The following is a 26268-nucleotide window of genomic DNA, read 5'->3' as shown; positions in this document are numbered from 1 at the left end:
GTCAGTCGGACCTGACGGCGATCAGGAAGGCCTGCGGGGTGGACTCGCCCAGCGACTCGTCCCGCTCCCGCAGCGTCCGCGAGAGCGGGGTGAACCCCGCCTCCGCCAGCAGCGCGGCCATCGCCTCGGGCCGCCTGCGCAGGAAGTCGAGGGTCACCGGGTGCCCGAACGGCCGCTCCAGACGGCGCGGGACCTCACCGGCCTGGAAGGCCATCAGCAGCGGGGCGCCGGGGGCGAGGGCGCGGCGGAACCCGGCGAACAGGGCGGGCAGCCGCTCCGCAGGGGTGTGGATGGAGGAGTACCAGCTGACGATCCCGGCGAGCCGCCCCTCGGGCACGTCCAGGTCCAGCATCGAGCCCTGCTCGAAGCGCAGGCCGGGGTTCTCGCGGCGGGCCACCGCCAGCATGGACGCCGACAGGTCCAGCCCGTAGACGTCCAGGCCCAGTCCGGCGAGGTGCGCGGTCAGCCGGCCGGGCCCGCAGCCGAGATCGGCCACCTGCCCGGGGCCGGTCACCAGCTCGGCGTAGGCCGCGAGCAGGGCGCGGTCCAGTGGGTGGGCGGCGTCCTTGCCGAGGAAGCGGTCGGCGTAGTCCTCGGCGATGGCGTCGTAGAAGACGCGGGTGGCGGTGAGGAAGTCGGAGTCGGTCATGGCGGCGGACCCTAGCGGCCCCCACTGACAGCCGGCCGCGCTCCGGGCACCGCCCGCTACGCCACGCCGGCCGCCCGCAGCACGGCGGTCACCGCCGCCGCGCCCAGCACCACGACCGCGAAGGGCGCCCGGCGCCAGGCCAGCACCCCGGCCACCAGGACCCCGGCGGGCCGGGCCCAGCCCGCGGGACCGGCGGCCTCGGTCAGCGCCCCGGTGGCGAGCAGCGCGGTCAGCAGCACCACGGCACCGGCGGCCAGCAGTTCGCGCACGCGGGGCGGGATCTCCACCCGGCCGTGCAGGGCGGGGCCCACCAGCCGGAAGGCGTAGGTGCCCAGGGCCAGCGCGACGATCATGCCGACGGTGGCGTTCACGCCGTACGCCCCTTCGCGTGCGGGCCGCCGTACAGCGCCAGGCCCGCGAGGGCGAGCAGTACCGGGACCCCGGCGGGGACGAACGGCGTCGCCGCGAGGGCCAGGGCGGCGCCCGGCAGCGCGGCCCGGCGCAGCCCCGCGTCCCCTCGCAGGGCCGGCAGCACCAGGGCGACGAGGACGGCGGGGAAGGCGGCGTCGAGACCGTAGCGGGCGGTGTCGCCGAGGGCGCTTCCGGCCAGGGCGCCGACGGCGACGCCGGCGTTCCAGACGGCGAACAGGGCGATGCCGCTGAGCCAGAAGGCGGCGCGGCGGCGGGCCGGGTCCTGCTGGGCGAGGGCGAAGGCGACCGTCTCGTCGGTGACCAGGTGCGCGCCGGCCAGCCGGGCGAGCCGCCCGGGTCCGATCACCGGGGCGACGGCGAGACCGAAGGCGGCCGTACGGGTGTTGAGGAGCAGTCCGGTGGCCGCCGCGGCGATGGGGCCGCCCCCGGCGAGGAGCACGCCGACCGCGCTGAACTGGGCCGATCCCGCGTAGACCACCAGGGACATCACCACCGGCACCCACACCGGCAGGCCGCCCGCGACGGCGATCGCGCCGAAGGAGACACCGACGATCCCGCCCGCGAGACAGACGAGGGCGACATCCCGCAGGAGACCGGGGTCGACGGAACCGAAGCGTGGTGTTCGCTGTGCCGAACGCATGTCTTCTACAATGAACAGCAACCCCAGTGTTCGTCAAGGCGAACGCACCGTACCGATGGAGCGAACGACGATGACGGGTTCCGTGCCGCCCCGCCTCCCCCTCGACTGGATCGCCGCCGCACTGCGGCGCGAGCGCACCCGCGTCGGGCTCTCCCTGTCGGAACTGGCCAAGCGCGCCGGGATCGCCAAGTCCACGCTGTCCCAGTTGGAGGCGGCGAGCGGCAATCCGAGCATGGAGACCATCTGGGCGCTGGCGGTGGCGCTCGGCGTGCCGTTCAGCGCGCTGGTGGAGCCGCCGGTGCCGTCCGTCCGGGTGATCCGCTCGGGGCAGGGCCCCGCCGTCCGCTCCGATCAGGCCGACTACGTCGCGACCCTGCTGTCCGCGAGCCCGCCCGGGGTACGCAGGGACATCTACGACATCCTGTTGGAACCGGGCACCGTACGGGATTCGGAACCGCACATTCCGGGAACGGTGGAGCACCTCGTCGTCAGTACGGGGAAAGTCAAAGCCGGTCCGCACGGAGAGAGCGCGGAACTGGGTCCCGGCGACTACATGTCCTATCGCGGAGATGTGCCGCACGCTTACGAGGCACTGGAACCCGGCAGTCGCTTCGTACTGGTCATGCAGCACGTCTGAGGTATTCGCGAAGAATTCACCACGGGTTGGTGATCGCAAAGGCAGGAGCCCCGCTGCCGTGAACGGCTACGGGGCTCCTTGGGTGCTGCACTCGGTTTCGATCAGAAGTCGGATCGAACCGATCCGGTCAGCCGGATCGGAAGGTTCCGGACGATCAGACCGGGGTGACGTTCTCCGCCTGCGGGCCCTTCGGGCCCTGCGTGACGTCGAAGGACACCTGCTGGTTCTCCTCGAGCGAGCGGAAGCCGCTCGCGTTGATCGCGGAGTAGTGGACGAAGACGTCGGGGCCGCCGCCTTCCTGGGCGATGAAGCCAAAGCCCTTTTCGGCGTTGAACCACTTCACGGTTCCGGTAGCCATAAGCCCTCCTTGGGCTCAAAAGGGTTGCCCTGCTCCAGAACCAGCAACCGTGAAGACGAGATTCTGCACAACTGCATATGTCTGAAAACGACGAGAGCCCGCGGTCACATGCTCCGCAGGCTCTGTACTGCAAGGGAAACCAAACTGCAACTTGCGGCGAGCCTAGCACGCGGGCAGCCGAAAGCAATAGAGGGCAAGATCACGTCACCCGGACGTTTGACGGGTTTGTCGCGCCGCTGACGCCGGGGCGGCGCGGAAGGTGGCGCCGAGGTGGCTTCGACGTGGCCCGCGGGGGCCGGACGCGGGTCACGCACCGACAGGGTCTAGCCTCACGATGTGGACAATTCTCGCACCCGGCCGCGTGTCGGCCACATCCAGTTCCTGAACTGCCTGCCCCTGTACTGGGGGCTCGCGAGAACCGGCACGCTCCTCGACTTCGAGCTGACCAAGGACACCCCCGAGAAGCTCAGCGAGCGGCTGGTCCGCGGCGACCTCGACATCGGTCCGATCACCCTCGTCGAGTTCCTCCGCAACGCCGACGACCTGGTCGCCTTCCCCGACATCGCGGTCGGCTGCGACGGCCCGGTCATGTCCTGCGTGATCGTCTCCCAGGTACCGCTGGAGCGCCTGGACGGCGCCCGGGTCGCCCTCGGCTCCACCTCGCGCACCTCGGTCCGCCTCGCCCAGCTCCTGCTGGCCGAGCGCTACGGCGTCACGCCCGACTACTACACCTGCCCGCCCGACCTCAGCCTGATGATGCAGGAGGCCGACGCGGCCGTCCTGATCGGCGACGCCGCCCTGCGCGCCAACCTCCTCGACGGCCCCCGCTACGGCCTGACGGTCCACGACCTCGGCGCGCTGTGGAAGGAGTGGACCGGCCTGCCCTTCGTCTTCGCCGTCTGGGCGGCCCGCCGCGACTACCTGGAGCGCGAACCCGTCATCACCCGACAGGTCCACGAGGCCTTCCTCGCCTCCCGCAACCTCTCCCTCGAAGAGGTCGCCAAGGTCGCCGAACAGGCCGCCCGCTGGGAAGCCTTCGACGAACAGGTGCTGGAACGGTACTTCACCACCCTCGACTTCCGCTTCGGCGAGCACCAGCTCGCGGCCGTCACCGAGTTCGCCCGCAGGGTCGGCCCGACGACCGGCTTCCCCGCGGACGTGAAGGTGGACCTCCTCCAGCCCTGAGCGCGGCACTACGCTGCTGACCAGTCAGGCGTACGGGGGAGGACGAGTGGACGCCATCCAGCCGCTCGGCATGGACGAGCCCACGGCCGTGGGGCCCTACCGGCTGCTCGGCCGGCTGGGCTCCGGCGGCATGGGCCGGGTCTATCTGGGACGCAGCGCGGGCGGCCGTACGGTCGCCGTGAAGGTGGTGCATCCGCACTTCGCGCTGGACGAGGAGTTCCGGGCCCGCTTCCGCCGCGAGGTGACGGCGGCCCGGCGGGTCGGCGGCGCGTGGACCGCGCCGGTGCTGGAGGCCGACCCCGACGCCCCGGTGCCGTGGGTGGCCACCGCGTACGCCGCCGGGCCGTCCCTGACCGCGGCGGTCGCGGGCGGCGGCCCGCTGCCCGAGCCCACCGTACGGGCGCTGGGGGCGGGGCTCGCCGAGGCGCTGACCGTGGTGCACGGCCTGGACCTGGTCCACCGCGACGTGAAGCCCTCCAACGTGCTGCTCACCCTCGACGGGCCGCTCCTGATCGACTTCGGCATCGCCCGCGCCACCGACGGCACGGCGTCCCTGACGTCGACCGGCGTCTCCGTCGGCTCGCCCGGCTACATGTCGCCCGAGCAGATCCTCGGCAAGGGCGTCACCGGCGCCGCCGACGTCTTCTCCCTCGGCGCGGTCCTCGCCTACGCCGCGACCGGCGAACCGCCCTTCCCCGGCGACTCCTCCGCCGCCCTGCTCTACAAGGTCGTCCACGAGGAGCCGGAACTGGGCGGCCTGGAGGGCGGGTTGCGTGAGCTGGTCGCCGACTGCCTGGCCAAGGAGCCGGGCGCGCGGCCGGCCCCCGGCGACGTGGCCCGCCGTCTGGCCCCCGAGGGCGCGGCCCGACTGGTCTCCGGCGGCTGGCTGCCGGGGGCCCTGGTGGAACGGGTCAGCCGCAGCGCCGTGAAGCTGCTGAACCTGGACGCGGGCGAGCCGGACACCCCGCCGTCCGGACCGGTGGGCTTCGGGGTGCCCTCGCAGGGCGCGTCGGGGGATGTGCGGCTGGGGGTGGCCCCGACGGGCGGTGCGGTCGACGCGGGGCCGGGGACGACCGCGCCGGGCGGCACGGGCGGCGGCGGGTTCGGGGCGCCCTCGGCCGGTTCCGGCACTGGACTTGGGACGCCTTCGGCCGGTTCCGGCACGGGCGGCGGCGGGTTCGGGACCCCTTCGGCCGGTTCCGGCATGGGATTCGGGATGCCCCCGCAGGGCTCCGGCACCGGGTCCGGGGCGCCTTCGTACGGTTCCGGCACCGGGTCCGGGGCGCCTTCGCAGGGGGCGGCCGGGGCGTTCGGGCCGCCGCCGGTGATGCCTTCCGGGCAGCCGGTGGCCGACGGGCAGCCCACGGACGGACGGCCGACGGACGAATGGCCCACGGACGGACGGCCCGGGACCGGGGCACCGGCCGTCGGCCGCCCCGGCCGGTTCTCCGTCAGCGTGGCCGCCGACGCGGCACCGGGCACGGACGGGCGCGGGCGGCGGCTGAGCTGCTCCCTGGTCCTCGCGGTGGCGGGCGCGCTGGCAGCGGTGACGGTCGGGTCGGTGTTCGTGTTCGACCTGCTGCCCGGCGACCGCCGGGACTCCGCGGACGGCAGCGCCAAGGACGCCTACTCCTCGGCCCCCAGCGCGTCGGCGTCCGCACCCGCGGCGGGCGGTGTGCCCAAGCGCTACCTCGGGACCTGGGAGGGCCAGGGCACCGCCCTGGACGGCGTCCTGCCCATCGGGAAGTTCCGGATCACCGTCCGTCAGGCCGCCGTGGGCGAGGAGCTCGGCCGACTGGTCCAGACGGACCTCGCGGGCCGCACCTGCACCGACGTACTGACCCTGAAGCAGGCGACGGAGAAGCAGCTCGTGGCCGTCTCCGTCGGCGCGAAGGGCAACCACGACGGCTGCAACCCGGCCCGCACCACCGTCCGCCTCGTCCCCACCGGTGACGACCTCACCTGGCAGTCGGACAGCGCCGAGTCGGGCAATCCCGAGGCGCGGATGTCCAGGGTCAGGTAGCGGACTCCGGCTCGGCGACGGGCCGTTCCCCGGGGCGGGGGCCGAAGCGTACGAGCGCCGTGACCGCGAGCGCGGTCACGGCGAGCGTGACGAGCAGGCCGACCAGCCAGACCCACGGGTAGTGCACACGCACCCAGCAGGGGCCGCCCTCGCCGTAGCACTCCGCGTCCCGGTCCCGTCGGCGCTTGGGCCGTATGACGCCGGAGATCACCGTGCCGAGCGCCTGGCAGGCGAGCAGCCCGGGCAGGGCGGCGGCGGCCCAGGCGAGCGAACGGACCTTGCTCGCGCCCCAGTTCATCCGTGTGAGCGGAGCGATGAAGGCCGCCAGGGCGAACGGGACCACGGCGCCGACCGTGGCGGCCGGTCCGTAGCCGCCGCCGGGCCAGGCGGCCGCCGTCTCACCCCAGATCCTCTCGCCCCAGACCGTCGTGCCGACGGCCACCGGCCCGACGAGCGCCAGGAAGCCGAGGAGGACGCCCAGGCAGCCGAGCACCCGGTACCCGTCCCCGTCCTTCGCCCCGGGCAGCCGCCCCCGCCGGTTGTCGTAGCGCAGGCTCGCGGGTGCCGCCCTTCTGCGCTTCGGCCGTGCCGAGCCCTGGCCATCGCCGCGCCCCTACCCCGGCACCACGACCGTGCGCAGCTCCCCGTCGCCGAGGTGCAGCATGCCCTTGCCCGGGGCGATCTGGCCGCCGACCAGGCTGCGGGACAGGCGCAGGCCGATGAGATCGCCGCTGGAGGACTCCTGGGGGGAGAGGAGGATGCCGCGCCGTGCCTTCTTGGCGTCGACCTGCCAGCCGGAGAAGCCGCTGCAGACGTCCTCCTCGTCACCGGCGATGACGAGGGCGAGGCCGCGCTCGGCGCCCCGGGACACGATCTTCTTGAACTGGCTCGCCGCGTCGGCGTCCTCCAGGATCTCCGCGTCGTCGATCAGGACGGCGACCGGCTCGTCCGTCGACGGCCCGGCCTCGTCGATCAGCTCCTCGAACTCGTCCTCGTCGATGTCGTCGCCCGTGAAGACCTTCAGCACGCCTTCCGTGCCCTCCAGTCGGCGCAACGGCGACTGGCGGGGAGCCGCGACGACCAGCCGTACACCCTGCTTCAGATACGACTGGGCGATGTTCATCAGGACCGTGGAGCGGCCCGACTTGGCGGGGCCCGCCACGACGAACGCCGGGACGCCGTCGGACAGGTCGGGGCCGAGGCCCTCGATCTCGTCGCCGCCGATACCGGCCAGCGCCCACAGCCTGGCACGTGAGGACTCCGGGTCGCGCATCTCCCAGGCGTCGGCGAAGGAGATCCGGCTGGGCAGGCTGTCCACCCGGAACGGCCGCCGGGAGCGCGGCACTTCGGCGTCCCGGGCCGCCGCCGCCTCGCCGATCGCGGTGAGCGCGGCGGCCTGGCCCTGGCCGGTGGTGTCCTCGGAGAGCAGCGCGAACTGCGTCTCCGTACCGGACTCGTTGCGGAAGCCGCGGCCCGGCGGGATCTCCTCGGGGACCTTGCGGGCCGGGATGCCGAGCGCGGAGAAGTCGGCGCGGTCGGCGAGCCGCAGACCGTACTTGTCCTCGGTGAGGGTGGCGATCCGGCCGACCAGCAGCGTGCGGTCACCGGTCAGCACCAGGTGGACGCCGACGCTGGCGCCCTCCCGCATGATCGTCTGGAGCTCGTCGGTGAGCGAGCCGTGGTCCACCTCGCCGAGCGTGGGCACCCAGCCCTCCCAGCGGTCCAGCAGGACCACGATGTGCGGCAGCCGCTCGTCCTCGGCCACGGCGGCCCGCTGCTCGCCGATGTCCGCGAAGCCCTTGTCCGCCAACAGGTCCTGGCGGCGCGAGAGTTCGCCCTTGAGGCGGTTGACCAGCCGGATCACGCGCTCGGTCTGGTTGCGGCTGACCACCGCGCCGCAGTGCGGCAGCCGGGTCAGGGCGTTGAGGGCGCCGTTGCCGCAGTCGATGCCGTACAGATGGACGTCGGCGACGGAGTGCGTACGGGCCAGCGAGCCCGCGATGGTGCGCAGCACCTGGGAGCGGCCGCTGCGCGGGGCGCCGCCGATCATCAGATGGCCGAAGCCGGAGAAGTCGACCACGACCGGGCGGCGGGACTGCTGCGCGGGCAGGTCCTCGATGCCGTACGGCGCGGGCGGCAGCGTGCCCGCGGCGCCGGTGAAGGCCGGGACCCGGATGTCGTCCAGCAGCAGCGTCTCGTCCAGCGCGGGCAGCCAGGGGCTGTGCTGGGCGGGGATGCCGAGGGTGCGGTTGGCCTCGCGGACGGTGTCGACCAGCACCTTCAGGTCGGTGATCTCGTCGTCCTCGCGGGCCTCGGACTTCGGCTTGGCGAGCGCCGCGCGGCCGAGGTCCTCCCAGGACAGCGCGCCCACCCAGGGCGCGAGCGCGGCCGGGTCGGCGGCACCGGGCCTGCGGCCGCCGACGCGTCCGGACTGGAAGGGCACCAGGGACGCGTGGCCGAGGCGGGCGTAGGCGCGGCCGGGCGTGTTCTTGGAGATGTGGCCGGCCTCGGGCGAGTCGATGACGTCGGAGGACTCGCCGCCGTCGGTCACGCGCAGCGCGATACGGAGGTTGGTGTTGGCGCGGATCTCGGGGGAGACGACACCGGAGGGACGCTGGGTGGCGAGCAGCAGATGGATACCGAGGGACCGGCCACGCTGGGCGATGTTGACGAGTCCCGTGACGAAGTCGGGCAGATCACGGACCATCGAGGCGAACTCGTCGATGACGATGAGGAGTCGGGGGACCGGCCTGTGCGAGGGGTCGCGGCGCACCAGGTCCTGGTAGTCCTCGATGTCCTTGGCGTCGGCGGCGGCGAGGATGTGCTCGCGCCGGTGCAGCTCGGCGCCGAGCGACTCCAGGGCCCGTTCCACGAGATGGGCGTCGAGGTCGGTGACCATGCCGACGGTGTGGGGGAGGTGGACACAGTCCTTGAACGCCGCGCCGCCCTTGTAGTCGACGAGCACGAACGTCATGTTCTCGGGCGTGTTCGCCACGGCCAGGGCCGCCACGATGGTCTGGAGCAGCTCGGACTTGCCGGAGCCGGTCGTACCGGCGATGAGTCCGTGCGGACCGTCCTTGCGGATGTCGATGCCGAAGGCGCCGTCGTACGACTCCCCGATCACGGCCATCGTCGACTGCCCGCCCATCCGCCAGCGGGCCACGATCGCGTCGCCGGTCGGCGGTTCGAGCTGGAGGACGTCGAGCAGCCGGGAGGAGCCGGGCAGCGCCGAGTCCTCGGTCTCGCCGCTGATGTCCCGCAGGGGCGCCAGCGAGCGGGCCAGCCGCAGACACCAGGCGGGCGAGACGAAGTCGGGCCGTACGTCCTTGATCCGCTGGGCGCCGGCCTCCTCCACCCGCAGCCGGATCCGGAGCGGGCGGTCGTCGGCGCGGCCCGGCTCCGGGGAGCCGGCGGTGTGCCAGGCCTGGAAGGAGGGGAAGCCTCCGGCGGCGGGCTGCGGGGTGTCCGCGGCGGGCCGTTCCTCCTCGGCCTGCGGCTCGGCGACGACGTACGCTTGGCACTCGCCGGGCAGGAAGCGTTCCTCGGCGTCCAGACAGATCGCGAACATCGACACCGAAGGGCCCTCGCGCAGCAGCCGTACGACACCGGGCAGCGAGCGCAGCCGACGTGATCCGTCCCAGACGACGACGATGTCCGGGTCGGTGAAGGTGGCGTTCTGGCCGCGGTTCTGCTCGGCGGCCTTCTTGCGGGCGTCGAGGACCTGCGTCAGTTCGCCGATGCGGGCGCCGACGGTCTCGGCGTCCGTGCCGATGACAATGTTCACGTCCATGCCCGAGGCGGGCCGGGCGTGCGGCAGCCAGCGCAGCCAGTCCCAGCTGTCGCGTGCGGAGTTGTCGCTCAGCACGCAGAACTGGACGTCCATGGGGCTGTGCAGTGCGGCGGTCTGGGCGACGGCCCAGCGTCCCAGGGCGCGTGCGCTGTCACCCGGGCCGGCCATGCCGAGGACGCCCAGGGTGCGCAGGTTCAGGGCGACGGGCGCGTTCTCGATGTCCCAGGTGACCTGGCGGCGGTGGTCGTCCTGCTCGGGGTCGTCGAGGACGACCTCGGAGGGCAGCTTCCCGGTGCCGACCCGCAGGAGCAGATGGTCGGCGTCGGTACGCCTCCGCTCCCACAGCCGGGTGCGCGGGCCGGTGCCCATGGACAGCACGGTGGCCGGGTCGGGCACGGCCTTGCGGCGGTCGTCGCGCTCGGTGCGCAGGGCCTCCTGGGCGTCGGCCTCGATCCGCTCCTTCTGCTCCTTGTACTCCTTGACCTGCTTGGCGTGCGACTTGCGGCCGTGCTTCTTGTCGTTGAAGTAGTTGGCGAACAGCAGGATCGGGCTGAGGGCCGCCATGATCAGGTAGTAGTAGCGCTGGAAGATCAGCACCGCCACGACCGCGCCGACCAGCGGAGTGAGCGCCATCAGCCAGGGCAGCGGCCGGGCCTCGTAGTCGCGCGGTGAGCTGGGCAGCCGGAAGGTGGTCTGCCGGTCGGCCGGGCGCAGCCGGGGCGGCCGGTTGTAGTCGAGCCCGACGCCGTCCTCGGACCACTTCAGGGCGGCGTCGGGCGGGGAGTAACGGGTCAGCTGCAGAAGGGTGTTGCCGACGGCGACCTGCGCGTCGAGCGGCCAGGAGCCGTCCTCCACCGGCTCGCCGTCGAGCGTGACGGTCTCCTTGTCCTCGACGTGGACGGCGAGGGTGCAGGTGCCGTCGGTGGCGACGGAGAGGGTGAGCGCGCGGGCCTCGACCTCGGGGTCGTCGAGCCGGATGTACGAGGCGGGTCCGCTGCCGATGTCGTAGCGCCCGACGCCGAGCCGGTGCACGAACCCGGCGGCCGGCCCGCCGGCCACGCGGAGTTCGACCAGCCCGGTCGGCTCGCCCGGCAGGCACCCGGCGGGGTCCTGGAGGCTCACGACCGCGCCGTCGCGCAGGGGCGATCCGACGACGGTGGCGGCCGGGTCGACGGCGTACCCGTCGACGTACACGAGCGGCGCGCCGCCGGCCCGGGTCTGCTGCCCGATGGGAATGACCCGCGCCCCGATGTCACCGACCTGCTTGGCCAGCTCCTGGGCGATGTCCCCCACGGTGGACTCGGGATCGGCGTCGAGCACGACGTCGGCGGAGCCCCCGCCGAACGGGTCGACGACGGTCAGAGTCAGGCGCACGCTTGTCCTCCCCAGTGCGAGTCCTCGTGACGATAGCCGCTCCCCGTGACAGGGGAGCAGCGGGGGACCGGGCGTCCTTCCCGATGGCAACGCCCTTCGCCCGCAGGCCCGGTGGGCCGCACATCTCGCACACGCGCCCGCGCGTCTTGTTCACATGGTCGGGATGTGACACCACAAGCCCCACCCGTAAGCTGCTGCCTCAAGGCGGACGACAAGACCGGTCCCCACCCGGCCCTCGGGCCAGGCGCCGAGACCGACACGTCCGCAAACAGGGAGCCACGGGGGTTGGCCCTGCGGCGTTGCGAAGAGGGAGCGGCTTCATGGCCAAGGACCTTGACATCACATACCAGGACATGCGCGACGCGGCCAAGCATGTCGTGAAGGAGAAGGAGCGGCTCCAGGAGAAGCTGGAGGGCCTGCGCAAGTACATCAACAACCTGGTCCAGTCCGGCTACGTCACCAAGTCCTCCTCCAAGGCCTTCGACGAGAACTTCGACGAGTTCGTCCGCGGCACGAAGGACACGCTCGACGGCCTCGACGGCATGGGCGACTACCTCACCACGGCCGCCGACAAGTTCGAGTCGATCGATGAGGAGCTGGCTAAGGCGGCTCGGAGCAAGTAGACCGCGGCCGGGCACCGCGTGACGATGGGGCGGGCTTCTCGTTCGCCCCATCGTCAGGCTCAGTCGCAGTGGGGGAGAGATGTCCGACCAGACCGCGGATCTCGAACGCATCAAGGACAGCGCCGATTATGCCGCCAGGATCCACCGGGAGTTCGACAAGAACGCCAACCCTGCCGACGGGCTTGGGGTTTCCACCCTGGGCGACCAGGGCCTGGTCGATGTCTTCGACGACTTCGGTGACAACTGGAAGGTTCATCGGAAGCGGCTGACGGACGAGTTGAAGAAGCTCTCCGGGATCCTCACGACCGCCGCGAAGACCTACGACGACCTCGATCACGCGCTGGCCGAGGCCTTGCGAGGCACCGACAGGAAGAAGCCCGGGCGCAAGGGCGGAGCGAAGTGACGCGCCCCCGGGCGGATGAGTGGGCGGTGATCGGTGAAGGGTCCGATCCCGTCCCCGGAGACCCGGAAGAAGTCGCCCGACTCGGTCGCGAGTTACGGAAGACCGCCGACGCCATCCAGAAGCAGGCCGACGAGATCAGGGCACTCTCCTCGGTCGATCAGTGGAAGAGCAAGACGGCCGAGGAGTTCAGGGAGCAAGCCGAGAAAGCGGAGGGAAAGCTCCGCAAGGCCTTCAAGCGGTACGACGCCGCTGCCGACGCCCTCGGCGAAAAGGTTGTCGACGCAGGTCACTCCAAGGAATACGCGTCAGAGCTGCATCGCGCGCAGACCATGGCAGCCAAGGCCCTGCGTGCGGCTCAGGACGCGCACGACGAGCACAGGTCGAGCAGCGGAGCGATCGACGGACTCCCGAGTAACACACCGGACGACGATCCGGACCGCAAGAAGCTGGAGAGCCGCCAGGAAGCCGCGACGTCGGCGCTGGAGCAGGCGAAGAGAGATCTCGAGGCGGCGAAGGAAGTACGGGATGCCGCCGCCCGCAGCGCGCGTGAGGCGATCCGGTACGCCATCGACCATGACGGCCTGAAGGACGGCACCTGGGACCGGTTCAAGGACTGGGTGCACGACAACTCCGGGTGGATTCAGGGGATTGTCGACGCGGCAGGATGGGTGGCCACCATCTGCGGCACCCTGTCCCTGATGGTGGGCTGGATCCCCGTCATCGGGCAGGCCCTGGCCGGGCTCCTCGGTTCCATCGCCCTGCTGGCCACGCTGGTGTCGCTGGTCGGCCATGTCCTGCTCGCGCTCGCAGGGGAGGGAAGCTGGTTCGACGTGGCACTCGACGTCGTCGGGTTCGCGACTCTGGGCATCGGCCGTGGCGCGCTGGCCGGTGCCAGGGGTGCGATGGAGGCTGCCGGGTCCCTCGCCCGTTCGGCGGCGTACCGGCAGTTCATGCGGAGTGTCACGGCCAGGGCGGGCAGCGCGGCCTACAAGCGTGCCCAAGCCGAGGCATGGAAGGTCGCCAACCGGCTGAGCACAGGAGCCCTGCGCGGCAAGGCCGGCGCACACGCGATGGCCAGCGCCCCCAAGGGATGGTTCCCAGGAGCATCCCGACTGGGCGAGGCATTCAACCCCAAGGCCGTCTTCAGAGAAGGCATCGACGGCCTCAGAGGCGCCAAGGAGATCAACTACAGCAATGTGCGGGATCTCTTCCGGAACAACACCTGGCAGGGTGCGAGCTTCAAGGTCGGTGACAGCGGCCTGGGTGATCTGGCGCAGAAGATCGACGACATCGCGCCCGCGGTGCGTAATGTCGACGAGGTGAAGTCGGCGCTGGACACTTTCAGGACCCAGACGCAGATCTGGCAGGGCACTACCGCCGCTGCCACCTTCATCGACGCCGCTGACAAGCAGCAGATCACCGCACCCATAGGGGACATGCTCGACACAGACGCACTGGACGGCGGCCTCTGGGGAGCGACGGGAATCAAGGATGCCTGGACAACGAGCAATGGCTAGCGAAGCCCCGGTCGGCACCATCGCGCCGGAACCCGCCCTGCGTCCGCGGGGCGCTCACGCCGCCGCCGTGGACGTCGTCCGGCACGCCCGCGTCTACGGCCGTACCGTGTCGGAAGACCGGGAACTCGTTGTCCGGGACAGGGCGCTGCGGGAGAAGCGGTACCGGGTGGGCCAGGGCGGTATTCACCGGGCCGTGTACGTTCCGGGACCCGAATCCGGGCCGAAGGCGTCCGCGGCACGCTGGGGTGTCGTCAACCTGGAGGACGCCTCGGGGCGAGTGATTCTTCAGGTCGCGCCTGCCGACTGGCTCCCGGAAGCCGGTCTGGTCGGGCTGGCCGATCTCAGCCCGCGACAGTGCCTTACGAGGACGGGTCTGCCCGCCCTCCTGGCCGACCTGCGCATTCCGCTCGCCGAAGGCCCGGTGTCGTCGCAGGCGGCGGACTCCGGGCGATACGACCGTGTCGCGCTCCGTGAGTTGCCCGCGTGGCACGCCTGGGTGCGGGGCGTCGGAATGCTCGGCTGGTTTCTGCTGTTCCTCGTCGTCCCGATGACCGGACACGGCAACCGGTGGACCGTCCTGGCGTCCGCCGCCGCCCTGCTTCTCGTGCCGGGAGGCGATCTCGCCGCCCGGTTCGGTCTCTGGAAGCGACGTCGCCGGAGCGCACCGCGTGATGTCGAGACGGTCATCCGGCCCTCGCCCCAGCCAGGGGCCGGGGCAACGCGCCGGTTCCTCGGAACGGCGGCTGTGCGGGTCCTGCCCTCGGACGTCTCACTGACGAGCACGGCCGGGGAAGAGCGCCGACTGCCGCGCTCCCAGGCACACGGGGCGACCCGTCTGACGCGGATCGTGGACCCTTCCACCGGCGCCACCCTGGGCGTGGAGTTCCGGGACGACACCGACGCCGCACGCGCTCACCTTCCGTGGCACTGGTGGTTCGCCGGGCCCGAGGGCGCGGAGAACTGGTCCCGGCTTGTCACGGCTCTGGGTGTGCCGGTCGTGGAGGAGTCGCTCCGCGGCTTGTCGGCGGACCAGTGGCGCGACACTCACACGATGTCGACCGACGCCCGGCTGATGGCCCCGCTGACCGGCAAGGAGGCACGTCGGCGGACCAACTGGTCGGTCCGTGTCGTCGGCGGCGGGGAGGCGATCGTCGTACCCGTCCTCGCACTGATGCCGCTCCTGGGACTTGGCTCGGATCAGAGTCCGGCGCGGTGGGCCGGGGTTCTCGCGGCACTGACAATCGTGGCCGAGCTGGCGCCCGTGCTGGGCCACCAACTGGCCAGCCGCTTCACACTTGATCGTCCTGCCGGGCAGGAGCTCCGATGAGCGCGGAACACGCCCCGACCGTGAACATCCCCCCGTACGACTATCAATTACTCCTGCCCGACGGCTGGTTCCGGATCCGCCTTGAGCCCGAGAACCGTGAGCGGTCCATGAAGGCCTTGGTGAACAGGCGGTTCGCCGGGGTGGACGACGCACCGAACCTGAGGCGCCGGCTCCAGGAGAGCCTCCGGCGCCAGGCGGCCAAGGCCTATGACGAAGGAGGAATTGAGCTATACATCAGCCTTCAGCAGGCCGGGGCCCTGACGATTCCGGCCTCCCTGCTGATCACCCTGGTGCCGGTGCCGCTTCCCTCCCCGGAGACCCTCGCCGACGAACTCGGACGTACCGCATCGGTCGTGGACCTGGCGGCCGGCACGGCAGTGAGGGTCCGGGTCGACCCCGACGGAGTCGATCCCGTTTCGCAACCGGAGACCGACGAGGGTGTCCTGCCCTCGGTCACCTTGAGCTACCAGGTCTCTGTGCCGGGCCGCGAGGCACATCTGCTGCTGTCCTTCTCCACGCCCCTGGTGCATATCGCCGATGCCATGGTCGGGCTCTTCGACGCCGTCGCCGGTTCACTGGTGTGGAGGCGGTGACCGCATGACATCCGGTCTGACCTACGGAGTCGCCACTTCACCGCACTGGGTGCGCCTGCCGATCGGGGTGCCGGAGGACGACCGGTCCTGGGCCAAGGCCACGGCCTCCCGGCTGGCCGAGGGCAGCAGGGCAGTGGGATTCGAGGTCGACCAACGATCAGTTCGCAAGGACTTGCGGGCCCGGCTGGACGACAGTCGCCAGCGTGATCCGCTCCAGGCCTTTCTGCTCTACCCGGACGGCTTCGACACCGCCCTGGCGACCATGGAGCTGGACTTGATCCACCCTGATGACGCGGCCCCCGTCATCACGCTCGAGTGGCTGGCCAAGACCTTCAGCGCCGACGACTTCGGCCCACCACAGATCACCCACACCGAGCTTCCGGCCGGCGAGGCCGTCCGTGTCCGCCAGAACTTCGCCGCCGGTCATCCACCGCCCGGCAGTCCCGGAATTCTCGTGGAGACGCTCACCTACGGCGTCCTGCCGCCTGGTACCCGCAGCGCGCTCATGATGCTCGTCTCCTGGACCGCTCCCGGCATCTCGGCGCTCATGGAGGAAGAGTCCCAGGCGCTCGCGGAGACGCTGAGCGTGGAGGCAACCACGCTCGCGTGAAAGGAATGCGCATGCCTTCACCTGACGACCCCGCCCCCTTGGTCGAGACCTTCGAATGCGCCTTCGACTTCCAACCCGGCTGGATCGACCTGACGCTGAGAGAAGGGACGAAGGCCGAGGCCAGGGCAATGGCCACGGAGGTGGTGAACGGGCTCAACCCGCTTGCTCTGGAGATCGAGAAGAGTGCGGTTCTCGACGACATGGCCGAGCGGGCGGTCGACCTCAACGAGGACGTACCCACCCTGGCGGCGGCGTACTACTCCGAGGCAGGCGAGGCACTGGCCAACCTCGTGGTCGACTCGTACGGGGACGAGGGCGTAGTCCGTCCCGGCCGGGAGGAGGTCACCCCGTTGCTCCTGGAATGGGCCAATGCCAAAGTCACCGTCGATCCCGAGATCACCCACCTCGAACTGGACGCCGGTCCGGCCGTTCGGGTGCAGGCGATGCTCGAGGTCAAGCGCATGTTCGGCTTCGGCCGGAAGCTGACCGAGTTCATCAGGTACGTCTTCTTTCCGCCTGACATGCAGAGCCTCATCGTCGTCACGGTGACCTGGGAGAGGGTGGCTCTGAGCGAGCGCATCACAGCATTGGCCGACGAGGCGTCGCAGACCTTTCGCGTTGTCCCACTCAGTCCGGGTGGAGCTGCATGATGGTGGCCGGCACGCTTCACTGGACTTGATGGGCAAGCGAGTCCGGCCGTACCCGCCTGGGCGCGGCGGGCCACGGCGGTTGCTTCGCGCGGGGCGGTCAGCTCTCGAGCCGTGGCTGACGGAGCAGGTGCATGTGGAGCTCGCTGCGTGGCTCCGCCGTGTCGAGACGAAGCCATGATCCGTCGCGGAAGCTGATGAGCAGGCACGTCGTCGCGAACTCGCCCGACAGGGGGTCGGTCAGGGCGGCTATGTCGGCGGGAATCCGGCAGACGATCTGCATGCGCCTTCTCCGCCCGACGGCGACACGTCGCGGTGGAGCCGCCAGGACGATTCCGTCCTGTGTCGCGAGGACGAGCCGTTCGGGGTGCGTGGACTGCTCGAACCAAAGCAGCAGCAACCGCCCGGCGTTGCCCTGCCAGTTCCCGTCGAAGACCTGGTCGAGACCTCGTCGGGTGAGGAGGGCGTCCCGGCGTGATTCCTCGTCCCGCCTGGCTCGCCGCCGTTCCTTCTCCTCCTTGGTGTCGAGGAATCGCTTGAGCGCCTCCTCCGCTTCGTGCAGAGGCTTCAGCAGGAACAGGACGGCCAGGAAGGGCGCGGCGAGCACCATGCCCAGGATTTCCAGGAGGCGGGGGCGGGCCGGGCGGAGCCGGGGGTTGCCGGCGGCCTGGAGCACGTCCTCAGGGGGCCGGGGCACTGTGCCGATCGTGCACCATGCCTCCGCTTCGGGGCGTACACCGAGGCTGTCCGGCTTCACTCGCTGCCCGTCTCGATGGGGCACGTCACGAAACTCCTTGCCGGTTCGCGGGGATGGTCCGTCTTGGAGAGGACTGTCGCCAGGGCGGCGTCAGGCCTCCGGCGCCAGCACGCTCAGGCTGTGCGCGAAGGCGTCGAACTCCTCGACGTTCGCGGTGATCCAGCCGACGTTGTCGCTGATGGAACGCAGGACGACGTCGATGCCCAGGGGCTCCACGCGCCAGGCGTAGTTCACCGAGCAGCAGATCTCGCCGGCCTTGGCGGAGACGAAGTAGCGCACGGAACGCATGCCGCGCCCCAACTCCGTGTCGAAGTCGACGACTTCCGGATCCTGGAGAGCGCCCGGGGTGTCCTTCTGGACGAGCTGGGCGAGGGTGGACTCGGTCTCGCCCTCGCTGACGTCGATGTGGACGACGAAGGTGAGGAAGTCGCGCCGAGGGTCGGGGAGATAGACGAAGGCCTGGTGCACGGGCAGGGTCTGCGGCAGCAGTTCGGCCGTGGCCTCCAGCTGACGGGCGAGGACCTTCACCTCGTCCTTGCCCGCCGGGCCCTCCTCCGCCAGGCCCCACACCACCTCGGCCGCCCGCCGCGCCCACTTACGGCGTTCCCGCCCGGCACCGCGGCCGTCCAGGAGCGGCAGGCCCAGCCAGACGGTGGGGTCGCTGTCCGTGTCGAGGGCGAACTGGATGTTCACTCGGTCCTCCAGCGGAAGGTCGTCATGAGGGCGTCGAACAGCTCGACGAGGATGTCGGCGAAATCCCCCGCGGGCTCCCCGTCGCCGATCGTGCTGAAGCCGACGACGATCCAGGAGGACGTGGGGGCGTCGCCCGACGGCACGGGCAGGACGTAGTCGACGTGCCGGGACCCGACCTCGACGCCCTTGTCCGGGTTCGCGGGCAGCACCCGCTCACCGCGTACGCCCGCGGTGTCGTGCACCTCGACCGGCTCGGTGAAGTCGAAGTCGGCCACCAGGCGCGTCATGACGTCCTGGCTGGTCACACCGTCCCTCAGGGGCGTGTTCAGCTTGGCGACGACGAACGAGGCCGAGGTGATGTGGCCGTGCAGGGGCTCCACCGGAAGGTAGAGGTCGAGACCGTCGCGCTTCTGGGCGTCCTTGACCACGCCGCCCAGCTGCCGGTGCAGCTCCATGCGGGCCTCGACGAGCCTGTCCTTCGGTACGTCCGCCGAGAGCCGCCGGGCGGCTTCGTCGACGATCTCCTTGACCGCTTGGGCCGTTCCGTCCCGAAGAGGGATCTTCGCCCAGCCGGGAGGCAGGATGAGCGTGTAACCGGTCGTTCTGACCGTCTCATTCGGCGGCATCTGCTCGGTCTCTCCGTTCGGCGGCCGCGTAGGCGAGGACGATCAGACCGGGCAGCAGCGGTACGGCCAGGACCGCCGGGCGGTAGTGCAGCAGAAGCAGCAGCGGGGCCAGCTGGACGAGTCCGCCCACGACGAAGTGGAACGTCATCCCGGGACCCCAGGCACCGCGCCGACGGACGATGACGACACCGGCCGAGAGGGCCAGTACGGCCAGCAGCGGAAGGACTTGGCCGGGCACGCGCAGGAACGGCCGGAGGCTTTCGGGCAGAGCGCCGGAGGAGATCAGGACCGCGCCGACGATGACGACGGCCAGGACGACGAGCGGGGTGATGATGACCGCCCGCAGGACTCTGATCAAGTTCCCTGACCCCGGGGCGACATCCGCGCCGATATCCGTTTGTGCCGTCACAGTCCGATCCTTCCGAAATTCCCCGTCATTTCTCCCCGTGCCGGGTGATGAATCCCCGCTCAATCCCAGGCGGATGAAGCCTGGGTCACTCCATGACTGCTTTTGAAATCATTGTACCAATCGGCACTTGGCTTCTGCGGAATACCCAGGCCGTCACTGACGGCATTCAACGTGTCATTGTCGCCGAGCATTTTGTCGCCCCAGTCCACGGCGGCACCGGCGTACGTCGCGGCGAGTGCCGTACCGTACGCGGCCCCGCCGCCGATCTTCGTGGCGGCGGGCACGCCGTCGCCGAACCGGCTGACGTTGGAGCGGATGTTCTGCCCGAGCGCGGCGAGTTCGTCGTCGCCGAGGTGCAGGGCCTTGGACAGTTTGCTGGGCGGCGTGAGCTCCTGGGAGACCTTGCCCACGCGGCCGGCGATGCCCTTGCGCAGGGCCGTCATCTCCGCCCGGACGGCCGCGGCCGCGGCGTCGTCCGTCGCACTCGCCAGCCGGTTGGCGAGCTGGTTGCGCATCGACTTGGTCGCCGCGAGGGCGTTCTTGAGCTTCGCCGTACGGTTCACCGTCGAGGCCGTCCGGGTGGCGGTGGCGGCGCCCCGCAGGCCCTTGAGGGCGAGCCCGCCCGCGCCCATCGTGAGCAGGCCGAAGGCGTCGAACGCGAGATCCATCCAGGTGGATTTACCGGCCTTCACGAGCAGGAACCGGCCCAGCACGACGGCCAGACCGAGGCCCAGGACAAGCAAGTTCAGGCCCGGTATGAAGATGGCCACGATCGCGGCGATCGTGCCGATCCAGCTCAGCACGTCCAGGAAGAGTTTGAAGCCCTCCGCGTGGTCCTTCACCCAGCCGATCGTGTCGTCCCACAGGCTGTCCTCGACGTCGTCGTCGATGGCGTCACGAATACGCCGGTTGGCCAACTGACCATGAGTGTTGCGGTGGTTGATCGCCTTGATGAGCTGCTTCTTGGCGTCGTCGACGACGTCCTCGTTCTTCTCGTCGGCCTTCGCCTTGTCGAGCGCCCGCTTCGACTCGTCCTGCGCGTACTCCAACTCGTCGGCCCACGTGCTCAGATGGCCCGAGACCTTCTTGTAGCGCCCCTTCGTCTTCTCGAAGCGCCCGGCCAGTTTGTCGGCCTCCTCGCGCAGGGTCTCGGCGTACTTGCCCTTGATGTTGTCGTCCTTGCCGAGTCGGCGCAGCTTCTCGACCTGCCGCTCCAGGGTCTCGGCGATCGTCTTGAGCCTGGTGGCCTCGTCGCGGACGGCCTCCGGGTCGCCGGGTACGGGGTCGGTCTCGGCTATCGGAGACCAGTCGGTAGGGCGCACAGCCACAGCCGGATTCCTCTACTTCTTCTTTTTCTTGGTGGACTCGGCGAGTTCCTTGTCGAGCGTCTCGAAGGCCTGAATGGACTGCTCCACCAGACTTCCCACCTTCTCGATGTTCTCCAGGAGTTCCTTGCGATGGTCGTCCCAGTTGTCGGTGAACGCCTCCATCGCACCGCCCACCAGGAACGAGCCGTACTCGTCCTTCATCCCTTCCTGATGGGCCGAGCACCCCTTGAACTCGTTCCGTACGGTCTTCAGATCCCTCTTGATCGTGTAGAGGTAGTCGTAGTCCACCCCGAGATCTGTCATGCCGGCGCTCCTTCTCGTGGGTCTCGTGGGTCTCGCGGATCCCGAGGGACTCTCGGGCGGGCGGCGGTCATCGGTTGACCGACTGGATCTCCTGTACGACGACGACCTGGTCGTTCCCGAAGGTTCCGTCGGGCAGCCCCCCACCGGCCCCGCCCGTCCCCGTCCACGTGATCTCCCACGTCACGGTGGCCCGCATCCGGAAGCCGCCGCCGCCCGAGGAGCGCAGGTACTTGATGCCACAGGGCGGTGTCCGTTCCGCCTTCCCCTTCGCGTACGGCTCCCCGATCGACCCGTCCTCGGCGATCGCGCACTCCCCGGACCCCGGATACGTCTCCGCGTCCGCCGTCCCCGGCTCCAGCCGCAACGCGACGGGCCTCGCGGTCGTGGTCGCCTGGATGTTCAGCCCGCCGACGTCCAGCGAGGCCGTGACGGAGACGTCCCTGAACCGCGCCTTGTCGAGCCAGGCCCAGGTGGGGAGGTTGACCTTGGTGGATTGGGTGGGGGCGAGGGTGACTTCTGCGGCGGGCAGTTGGACGCGGTTGTAGGCGAGCTCTGCGAGGACCTCGGGAGTCACGGAGTTCTGCACCGGAGGCGCGTCGCCGTTCTCCACCCAGAAAGGCAGCTCGTCGCAGAGCTGGGCCTCGGGCTCGGCCCACCGGTCCTCGTCACGGACGGCGACCCACCAGTTGCCCTCGTCCTTCATGTCGAGGTTGTAGTTCTTGTACTCGCCGTTCTTGTACGTGTCGCGGAACATGCCGACGGCGGCCTTCGCGTAACTGTGCTGGCCGGGAACGCTGATCGTCTCCGTGTACATGTCCTCGACGTACTTCGAGAACTCCGCCGCCGAGCGCGGCTCGTACCAGCACGCGGGCGGGGTCCAGTCGCCGACGGGGGTGACCCGGTTCGTGCCTCCGCCGGTGCTTCGGGCAGAGCCCGAGTACGAGATCTTGGAGACCAGAGTGGTTCCCGACCTGTTGCCACTGGTCTCTATCTCGGACTCGGACTTGCCCGGGCCCTTGGCCTCGGCGGTACCCGCCAGCGCGCCGAGTGCCAGGACGAGCGCACCCGCGAGGGAGACTCCGTGGTTCAGGCCGCGCATGTCTTGTCCCCCCGCTTCGACACGACCTCAGTGGTCTGCCAGACCCCCTTGTCGTTCCTCTTCAGCTGCGTGCTGTAGGTGACATAGGGGCTCTCGTCGGAGGGCGCCTTGTCCACCACTCCGGTCTTGCGGTCCTTGTTGTACGCCTTGCTCTCGTCCGCGCAGTAGACGACGGCCGCGGTGTCCTCGTCGGCCACCTTCACGTTCGGCTTGAAGTAGCGCGTGACGCCGGTGAAGGTGAGGTCCTCGTCGAGCCAGGCCTGGATCCACTTCTGGGCGCTGACAAGGGCGTTGCCCTGTCGGTAGTACGCCACGGCCGCGGAGTCCGCGTCGCCGCGGAGGATCGCGTCGTCGACGGCGTTCACCGTCTGGGTCACGTCGGACAGCACGGCGTCCTGGGCGGGGTCGCCGGTCTTCCAGCCCTCGAATCGGTTCTCCACGCCATCGGGAAAGGTGATCTTCGGCCGATCGGCCGGCCCGGAGGCACTCGCACTGGGCGACGCCGACGCCCCGGCGCCCTTCCCCGCCCCCGCGATCTCCTCGTTCCCCTTGGCCTCGTCGCCCTCACCGCACGCGGTCAGCAGCAGCGCAGCCGACACCGCGAACGCGACAGCAACGGGCAAAGTGCGGCGCTTCACAATGGACTCCCCGTGAGACATCAGTTCAGTCAGGGGACCGACGGTATCGGTGGGGTCGGTGGCTTGGCCAGATTGAACTGGCCGCAGGGCGACCGTAATTGTGAATGTATTGCCGAAAATCGGTAACAATGCGTCCGCTGGGCGAGGTTGGGCCGAGGCTGGCCGGGCCAGTCACTCGGACGTCCGACTCGGCCCCGATCGGTCACTGCCCGACGGCCTGTGGGGCTGCTGTTCGCGGGAGCTATCACGGCACGAAGACGGCCAACGACTTCGCGAGCCCTTCCAGATCGTCGGCAGCGGCCATGATTCGGGCGATGTCCTCGGTGGCGGTCCAGATCACTACGTCCGCCCCGTGTTCCTCGACCCGCCATGCGTAGCGGACACATGCGAGCACGTGCGGGGATGTCTCCTGCGTGACGTAGCGGAACGTCGTCATGCCTTCGCCGAGCCACTTGGAGTGGAAAGCCTTGACGACCGGAGGTTCCACGGCGTCCGAGTCCTCCGCCATGGTGAGCGCGCGAAGTGTCTCTTCGCGAGGCCCGTTCGCCGGGCCGATCGCCGCACAGACCGGCAGCGGGAGGTCGGTGGGGTGATCGAGATGCAGGAAGAGCCAATGGTCCGAGCCCGGAGGGCTGAATGCCTCAGCGCAACGAGCCAGCGTTTCGCCGACGAAGTCCACTCCGTTCGGGCCTGGGTCGAGCTCACGGTCGGCCCACATGTCCTCGGCGCACTCGCGACACCAGGTGCGGATGTCATCCCACGCCTCGAAGGGGGCGGAGGGGCCTGACTGCGGCGGGATGATGACCCATGGGTAGGCATCGACGTACTCGATGTCGATGATGGGCCAGAACTCTTCGGTCACTCGTACCTCCAACGGAAGTTCGCCATCACCGCGTCGAACCATTCGACCAGGGCCTCGGCCAGATCGTCCCGAGGGCCACCGGCACCGATCGTGGAGAAGGCGGCCACGAACCAGCGGTCGGGGTCGCCGGGTACAGACATGACGTACTCGACACGTCGGGAGCCGAGTTCGACTCCACGGCTCTGATCGGCGCCGGCCACATGCTCTCGACGTACGGCCAGCGCACCGTCGATCTCACCGGAACTGAGGTCGGCTCCCTCGACGCCGTCCTTGGCCAGAAGCCGCACGGCGACCTCGGCCGGCTCTGCCGCTGCCCCTCGTCCGTGACCGGGCAGGAGCGTTTCCGTCACCATGATGGACGCACCCAGGTTGAAGTTGCCGTCCCCCATAGGCTTGACCGGCAGGTACATGTCCAGAGCCTGGGTTTCCTGGGCTGCCGCCACAGCCCCGTGGAAACGGCGGGCGAGTTCGCGTTTGTAGGGACCGATCTTGTCCGCCGGGGCGTCCTTGGGAATCCGACTGTAGGCATCGTCCAGGATGGCCGAGACCGCCGCCTCAGTGCCCTGTCGCAGGGGAACCTGTGCCCATTCTTCGGGGAGAAGCATGCGGTAGCCGGTCGCCCGAGTCCGGTCGGTCTGCTCAGTGGGCATCGGCCGACTCCCTGCTATTCAGTCGATGCATGCCGGCGAATCCAGTCAGCCCTGCGGCTACGGCGATCCAAAGAACCCATTCGCCCTGTACGACGGCGAAGGCGAGGGCCCAAAGAAAGTAGAAGACAAGGAAAGTTTTGAAGTACGCACGCTCAGGTGCCAGGAACGCCCAGTCCCGTGGGCGCCGCGCCGCGTAGATCAGAGCAAGAGGGGTGAGGGAAGCCAACGACCATTCCCAGGTCGGCATGGGAAGCAGTTCTTCGTCGAAGAAGTCCTTGGTGAACGGACCTGCCAGCATGCGAAGCAAGGCCAGCACGAAGATCACCTTGATGGCTGCCACTCCGTATAGCAGCCGGTGTTCTCGAACAGCGGTCCGGGCGGCTTCCCCGGACTCGTCGGCAGAGGGCATGAGTGAGCGATCCTTCACCATTGTGATCCTACGGGTGCCGTCATACGGTCCTTCATCCGGCTGTACTCGCCGCCGCTGAGGGCGTCCCCGCCCTTGTCGGCCGTATCCAGCCCGGTAGCGACAGTCCAGGACCCCCGGACGACACCCTTGTGGTGCTCCGCCTGAGCGGCATTGCTGGCGAGTGTGGGGTTGTCAGGGTACTCGTCTCGCCACTTCTTGATGTCCTTCATCTGCCGGGCGAGCGCCTTATCGCCCAGCGCATCCCTCGTGTCCCGCGCCGTGATCTGAGGCAGTGCGGAATCGCGGACCTCGTTGGACGCCTGCTTGCCCATCGCACGGTTCTCGGCCTCCATTCGCAGCCGACGCCCACGGGCCTTCTGCCGGTTCTTGCTGGACGTGCCGCCCCGCTGTCTTTCGGACCGGGCTGCCGTTTTGCGGGCACTTGCATTTCCCTGGGCGGCTCGCGATGCGGCCTTGTCCTTCGCCAGCCCGGCCGCGGTCTTACGGGAACTCTGTTGGAGGGCCTTGACGGCCTTAGCTGCCCGGATTCCGTTGCGCGCCATCTTCAAGGCGCCGATGTCCATGATCACATCGAACCAGGATCCGTTGCCGGTGAGTGCCTGGGCGAGGTGGATCACCGCCACCGCAACGGTCAGGGCGAGCGCGAGAAAACCGAGGAAGGGGAAGAACATTGCCGCAATCCCCACGATGGTCGCAGCCCAGCTGAGGGCTTCAGCCAGATCGCCGAGCCAGTCCGCGTCAGCGACCCAGGCTTTGATGTCGTTCCAGAAGCTGTCCTTCATATCGTCGTCGATGGACGCCCGAATCTTGCCCGCGAAGTGGTCAGCGCGTTCCTGATAGTCACCGGTTGTGGTGCCGAGGCGCCTGCGAGCGTCCTCCAGATCCTCCTTGGCCTGTTTGAGGGCGGGGTCCTCTTCGGGGGACGTGCTGTCGTCCCCGTCCTTCTTCTTGCCGTCGCTCGACTTCTCTTCCGGCTTGCCCTCGTGGCTGTCGATGGTTCGCTGAGCCTCTTTGGCGTCCTGAAGAGCCTTGTCCGCCTTCCTCTGGAATTCCTCGAGTTCGCCGGCCCAACTGGACAAGTGGCCCTTGACCTCGCGGTACCGGTCCTCGGCCTCGTCGAGCTTGCGGCCCAGGCCGCGGGCATCCTCGCCGAGCTTCTCGGCGTACTTGCCCTTGAGATTGTCGGCATCGGCCATGGCGTTGAGCGCTGCCGCCTGTGTACGCAGGTAGTGGGCGATCAGCTTCATGTGATCGACCTGATCGCGAATCCCCTCGGGATCGCCCGGTACAGGGTCGCTCTCACATAGCGGCTGCCAGTCCTTGGGTCGTGCCATGGGATCCCCCGTGGCTCGGCGAACGAGCCATTCTCGGTGTGGCTACTTCTTCTTGTTGGCCTGCGCAAGGTCGTCGTCCAGGCCTTTGAAGGCTTCTCGGGTTCCCTCCACCATCTTTCCGACGGTTTCGAGCGACTCGAGCAGGCGCTTGCGGTTTTTGTCCCAGTTGTCGGTGAAATCCTTCATGGCGTCCTTGATCTGGGGTGCGCCCACCACGGATGTGATGTCGTCCCTCCAATCCTCCAGATCCTTGAACTCTTTTTGGATTTCACCGAGCTGTCGCGCTGACTCCTTCAGCAGGTCAAAATCGACAGTCAAATCCGACATGGTG

General features: G+C 69.6%; 29 protein-coding genes. 10 read left to right on the top strand and 19 right to left on the bottom strand.

What is annotated here, in order from left to right:
* Position 1: 1 nt before the first annotated feature.
* Genes ACFYR0_RS26320 through ACFYR0_RS26310 form a run of 3 tightly spaced genes read right to left on the bottom strand, consistent with a single transcriptional unit; the run spans position 2 to position 1721 of the window.
* Positions 2-649, bottom strand: a complete 648-nt coding sequence (locus ACFYR0_RS26320; protein WP_389332854.1) for a class I SAM-dependent methyltransferase — start codon at positions 647-649, stop codon at positions 2-4.
* Between the two features lie 56 nt (positions 650-705).
* A complete protein-coding gene (locus ACFYR0_RS26315; protein WP_389333059.1) occupies positions 706-1002 on the bottom strand; it encodes an AzlD domain-containing protein in 297 nt (98 codons plus the stop codon).
* Positions 1003-1016: 14 nt separating this feature from the next.
* Positions 1017-1721: an AzlC family ABC transporter permease gene (locus ACFYR0_RS26310; protein ID WP_389332851.1), complete on the bottom strand. Its 705-nt coding sequence runs from the start codon at positions 1719-1721 to the stop codon at positions 1017-1019.
* Positions 1722-1791: 70 nt separating this feature from the next.
* On the opposite strand from ACFYR0_RS26310, the gene ACFYR0_RS26305 reads away from it, so the two are divergent.
* Positions 1792-2358, top strand: coding sequence for a helix-turn-helix domain-containing protein (locus tag ACFYR0_RS26305; RefSeq protein ID WP_389332848.1), 567 nt, complete (start codon positions 1792-1794; stop codon positions 2356-2358).
* Between the two features lie 154 nt (positions 2359-2512).
* On the opposite strand, the gene ACFYR0_RS26300 is transcribed toward ACFYR0_RS26305, so the two are convergent.
* Positions 2513-2716 (bottom strand): cold-shock protein, encoded by a 204-nt coding sequence (locus ACFYR0_RS26300; protein ID WP_003992177.1) that lies wholly within the window; start codon positions 2714-2716, stop codon positions 2513-2515.
* A 336-nt stretch (positions 2717-3052) separates the two neighbouring features.
* On the opposite strand from ACFYR0_RS26300, the gene ACFYR0_RS26295 reads away from it, so the two are divergent.
* Both ACFYR0_RS26295 and ACFYR0_RS26290 read left to right on the top strand, forming a co-directional pair.
* Entirely contained in the window at positions 3053-3901 is an 849-nt protein-coding gene (locus ACFYR0_RS26295; protein ID WP_389332845.1) for a menaquinone biosynthetic enzyme MqnA/MqnD family protein, read from the top strand.
* 55 nt (positions 3902-3956) lie between these two features.
* Positions 3957-5924 (top strand): protein kinase, encoded by a 1968-nt coding sequence (locus ACFYR0_RS26290; RefSeq protein ID WP_389333057.1) that lies wholly within the window; start codon positions 3957-3959, stop codon positions 5922-5924.
* Here the strand turns inward: ACFYR0_RS26290 and ACFYR0_RS26285 are convergent.
* The gene (locus ACFYR0_RS26285; protein WP_389332842.1) at positions 5917-6417 is read right to left on the bottom strand and encodes a hypothetical protein; all 501 of its coding nucleotides are present in this window, start codon (positions 6415-6417) and stop codon (positions 5917-5919) included. The genes ACFYR0_RS26290 and ACFYR0_RS26285 overlap by 8 nt on opposite strands.
* Positions 6418-6537: 120 nt before the next feature.
* Positions 6538-11088: an FtsK/SpoIIIE domain-containing protein gene (locus ACFYR0_RS26280; RefSeq protein WP_389332838.1), complete on the bottom strand. Its 4551-nt coding sequence runs from the start codon at positions 11086-11088 to the stop codon at positions 6538-6540.
* Positions 11089-11408: 320 nt separating this feature from the next.
* Here ACFYR0_RS26280 and ACFYR0_RS26275 point away from each other — a divergent pair, with 320 nt between their 5' ends.
* From ACFYR0_RS26275 to ACFYR0_RS26245, 7 genes are all read left to right on the top strand, one after another.
* Positions 11409-11711: a WXG100 family type VII secretion target gene (locus ACFYR0_RS26275; protein ID WP_386380551.1), complete on the top strand. Its 303-nt coding sequence runs from the start codon at positions 11409-11411 to the stop codon at positions 11709-11711.
* Between the two features lie 79 nt (positions 11712-11790).
* The gene (locus tag ACFYR0_RS26270) at positions 11791-12114 is read left to right on the top strand and encodes a hypothetical protein (RefSeq protein ID WP_389332835.1); all 324 of its coding nucleotides are present in this window, start codon (positions 11791-11793) and stop codon (positions 12112-12114) included.
* A 26-nt stretch (positions 12115-12140) separates the two neighbouring features.
* Positions 12141-13631, top strand: coding sequence for a putative T7SS-secreted protein (locus ACFYR0_RS26265; RefSeq protein WP_389332832.1), 1491 nt, complete (start codon positions 12141-12143; stop codon positions 13629-13631).
* Positions 13624-14958: a hypothetical protein gene (locus ACFYR0_RS26260; RefSeq protein WP_389332829.1), complete on the top strand. Its 1335-nt coding sequence runs from the start codon at positions 13624-13626 to the stop codon at positions 14956-14958. The genes ACFYR0_RS26265 and ACFYR0_RS26260 overlap by 8 nt, the downstream gene beginning before the upstream one ends.
* Complete coding sequence (locus ACFYR0_RS26255) at positions 14955-15551, top strand: hypothetical protein (protein WP_389332827.1); 597 nt, start codon at positions 14955-14957, stop codon at positions 15549-15551. Before ACFYR0_RS26260 ends, ACFYR0_RS26255 begins: the two co-directional genes overlap by 4 nt.
* Positions 15552-15555: 4 nt before the next feature.
* On the top strand, positions 15556-16161 hold the full coding sequence (locus ACFYR0_RS26250; RefSeq protein WP_389332824.1) for a hypothetical protein: 606 nt from the start codon (positions 15556-15558) through the stop codon (positions 16159-16161).
* An 11-nt stretch (positions 16162-16172) separates the two neighbouring features.
* On the top strand, positions 16173-16811 hold the full coding sequence (locus ACFYR0_RS26245; protein ID WP_389332821.1) for a hypothetical protein: 639 nt from the start codon (positions 16173-16175) through the stop codon (positions 16809-16811).
* Positions 16812-16908: 97 nt separating this feature from the next.
* On the opposite strand, the gene ACFYR0_RS26240 is transcribed toward ACFYR0_RS26245, so the two are convergent.
* From ACFYR0_RS26240 to ACFYR0_RS26180, 13 genes are all read right to left on the bottom strand, one after another.
* Positions 16909-17505 (bottom strand): hypothetical protein, encoded by a 597-nt coding sequence (locus ACFYR0_RS26240; RefSeq protein ID WP_389332818.1) that lies wholly within the window; start codon positions 17503-17505, stop codon positions 16909-16911.
* A 150-nt stretch (positions 17506-17655) separates the two neighbouring features.
* A complete protein-coding gene (locus ACFYR0_RS26235; RefSeq protein ID WP_389332815.1) occupies positions 17656-18258 on the bottom strand; it encodes a hypothetical protein in 603 nt (200 codons plus the stop codon).
* Positions 18255-18884, bottom strand: a complete 630-nt coding sequence (locus tag ACFYR0_RS26230) for a hypothetical protein (protein WP_389332812.1) — start codon at positions 18882-18884, stop codon at positions 18255-18257. Before ACFYR0_RS26230 ends, ACFYR0_RS26235 begins: the two co-directional genes overlap by 4 nt.
* On the bottom strand, positions 18871-19242 hold the full coding sequence (locus ACFYR0_RS26225) for a hypothetical protein (RefSeq protein ID WP_389332809.1): 372 nt from the start codon (positions 19240-19242) through the stop codon (positions 18871-18873). Before ACFYR0_RS26225 ends, ACFYR0_RS26230 begins: the two co-directional genes overlap by 14 nt.
* Before the next feature lie 110 nt (positions 19243-19352).
* Entirely contained in the window at positions 19353-20621 is a 1269-nt protein-coding gene (locus ACFYR0_RS26220; protein WP_389332806.1) for a putative T7SS-secreted protein, read from the bottom strand.
* 12 nt (positions 20622-20633) lie between these two features.
* The gene (locus tag ACFYR0_RS26215; protein ID WP_389332803.1) at positions 20634-20924 is read right to left on the bottom strand and encodes a hypothetical protein; all 291 of its coding nucleotides are present in this window, start codon (positions 20922-20924) and stop codon (positions 20634-20636) included.
* A 67-nt stretch (positions 20925-20991) separates the two neighbouring features.
* The gene (locus ACFYR0_RS26210) at positions 20992-22023 is read right to left on the bottom strand and encodes a hypothetical protein (RefSeq protein WP_389332800.1); all 1032 of its coding nucleotides are present in this window, start codon (positions 22021-22023) and stop codon (positions 20992-20994) included.
* Entirely contained in the window at positions 22011-22646 is a 636-nt protein-coding gene (locus tag ACFYR0_RS26205; RefSeq protein ID WP_389332797.1) for a hypothetical protein, read from the bottom strand. The genes ACFYR0_RS26210 and ACFYR0_RS26205 overlap by 13 nt, the downstream gene beginning before the upstream one ends.
* Before the next feature lie 259 nt (positions 22647-22905).
* Positions 22906-23523: a hypothetical protein gene (locus ACFYR0_RS26200; protein WP_389332795.1), complete on the bottom strand. Its 618-nt coding sequence runs from the start codon at positions 23521-23523 to the stop codon at positions 22906-22908.
* Positions 23520-24173, bottom strand: a complete 654-nt coding sequence (locus ACFYR0_RS26195; RefSeq protein ID WP_389332792.1) for a hypothetical protein — start codon at positions 24171-24173, stop codon at positions 23520-23522. The genes ACFYR0_RS26200 and ACFYR0_RS26195 overlap by 4 nt, the downstream gene beginning before the upstream one ends.
* Positions 24163-24582, bottom strand: a complete 420-nt coding sequence (locus ACFYR0_RS26190; protein WP_389332789.1) for a hypothetical protein — start codon at positions 24580-24582, stop codon at positions 24163-24165. The genes ACFYR0_RS26195 and ACFYR0_RS26190 overlap by 11 nt, the downstream gene beginning before the upstream one ends.
* Positions 24583-24596: 14 nt before the next feature.
* Complete coding sequence (locus ACFYR0_RS26185) at positions 24597-25937, bottom strand: hypothetical protein (RefSeq protein ID WP_389332786.1); 1341 nt, start codon at positions 25935-25937, stop codon at positions 24597-24599.
* Between the two features lie 42 nt (positions 25938-25979).
* Positions 25980-26264 carry a hypothetical protein gene (locus ACFYR0_RS26180; protein ID WP_389332783.1) on the bottom strand — a complete coding sequence of 95 codons (285 nt, stop codon included), beginning with the start codon at positions 26262-26264 and terminating at the stop codon, positions 25980-25982.
* Positions 26265-26268: the final 4 nt, after the last annotated feature.

The sequence above is a fragment of the Streptomyces sp. NPDC005017 genome, from assembly GCF_042873115.1.
Taxonomy (GTDB): Bacteria; Actinomycetota; Actinomycetes; order Streptomycetales; family Streptomycetaceae; genus Streptomyces.
The sequence above is the reverse complement of the archived record's forward strand: the minus strand, read 5'-3'. Positions and strand labels throughout refer to the sequence as shown.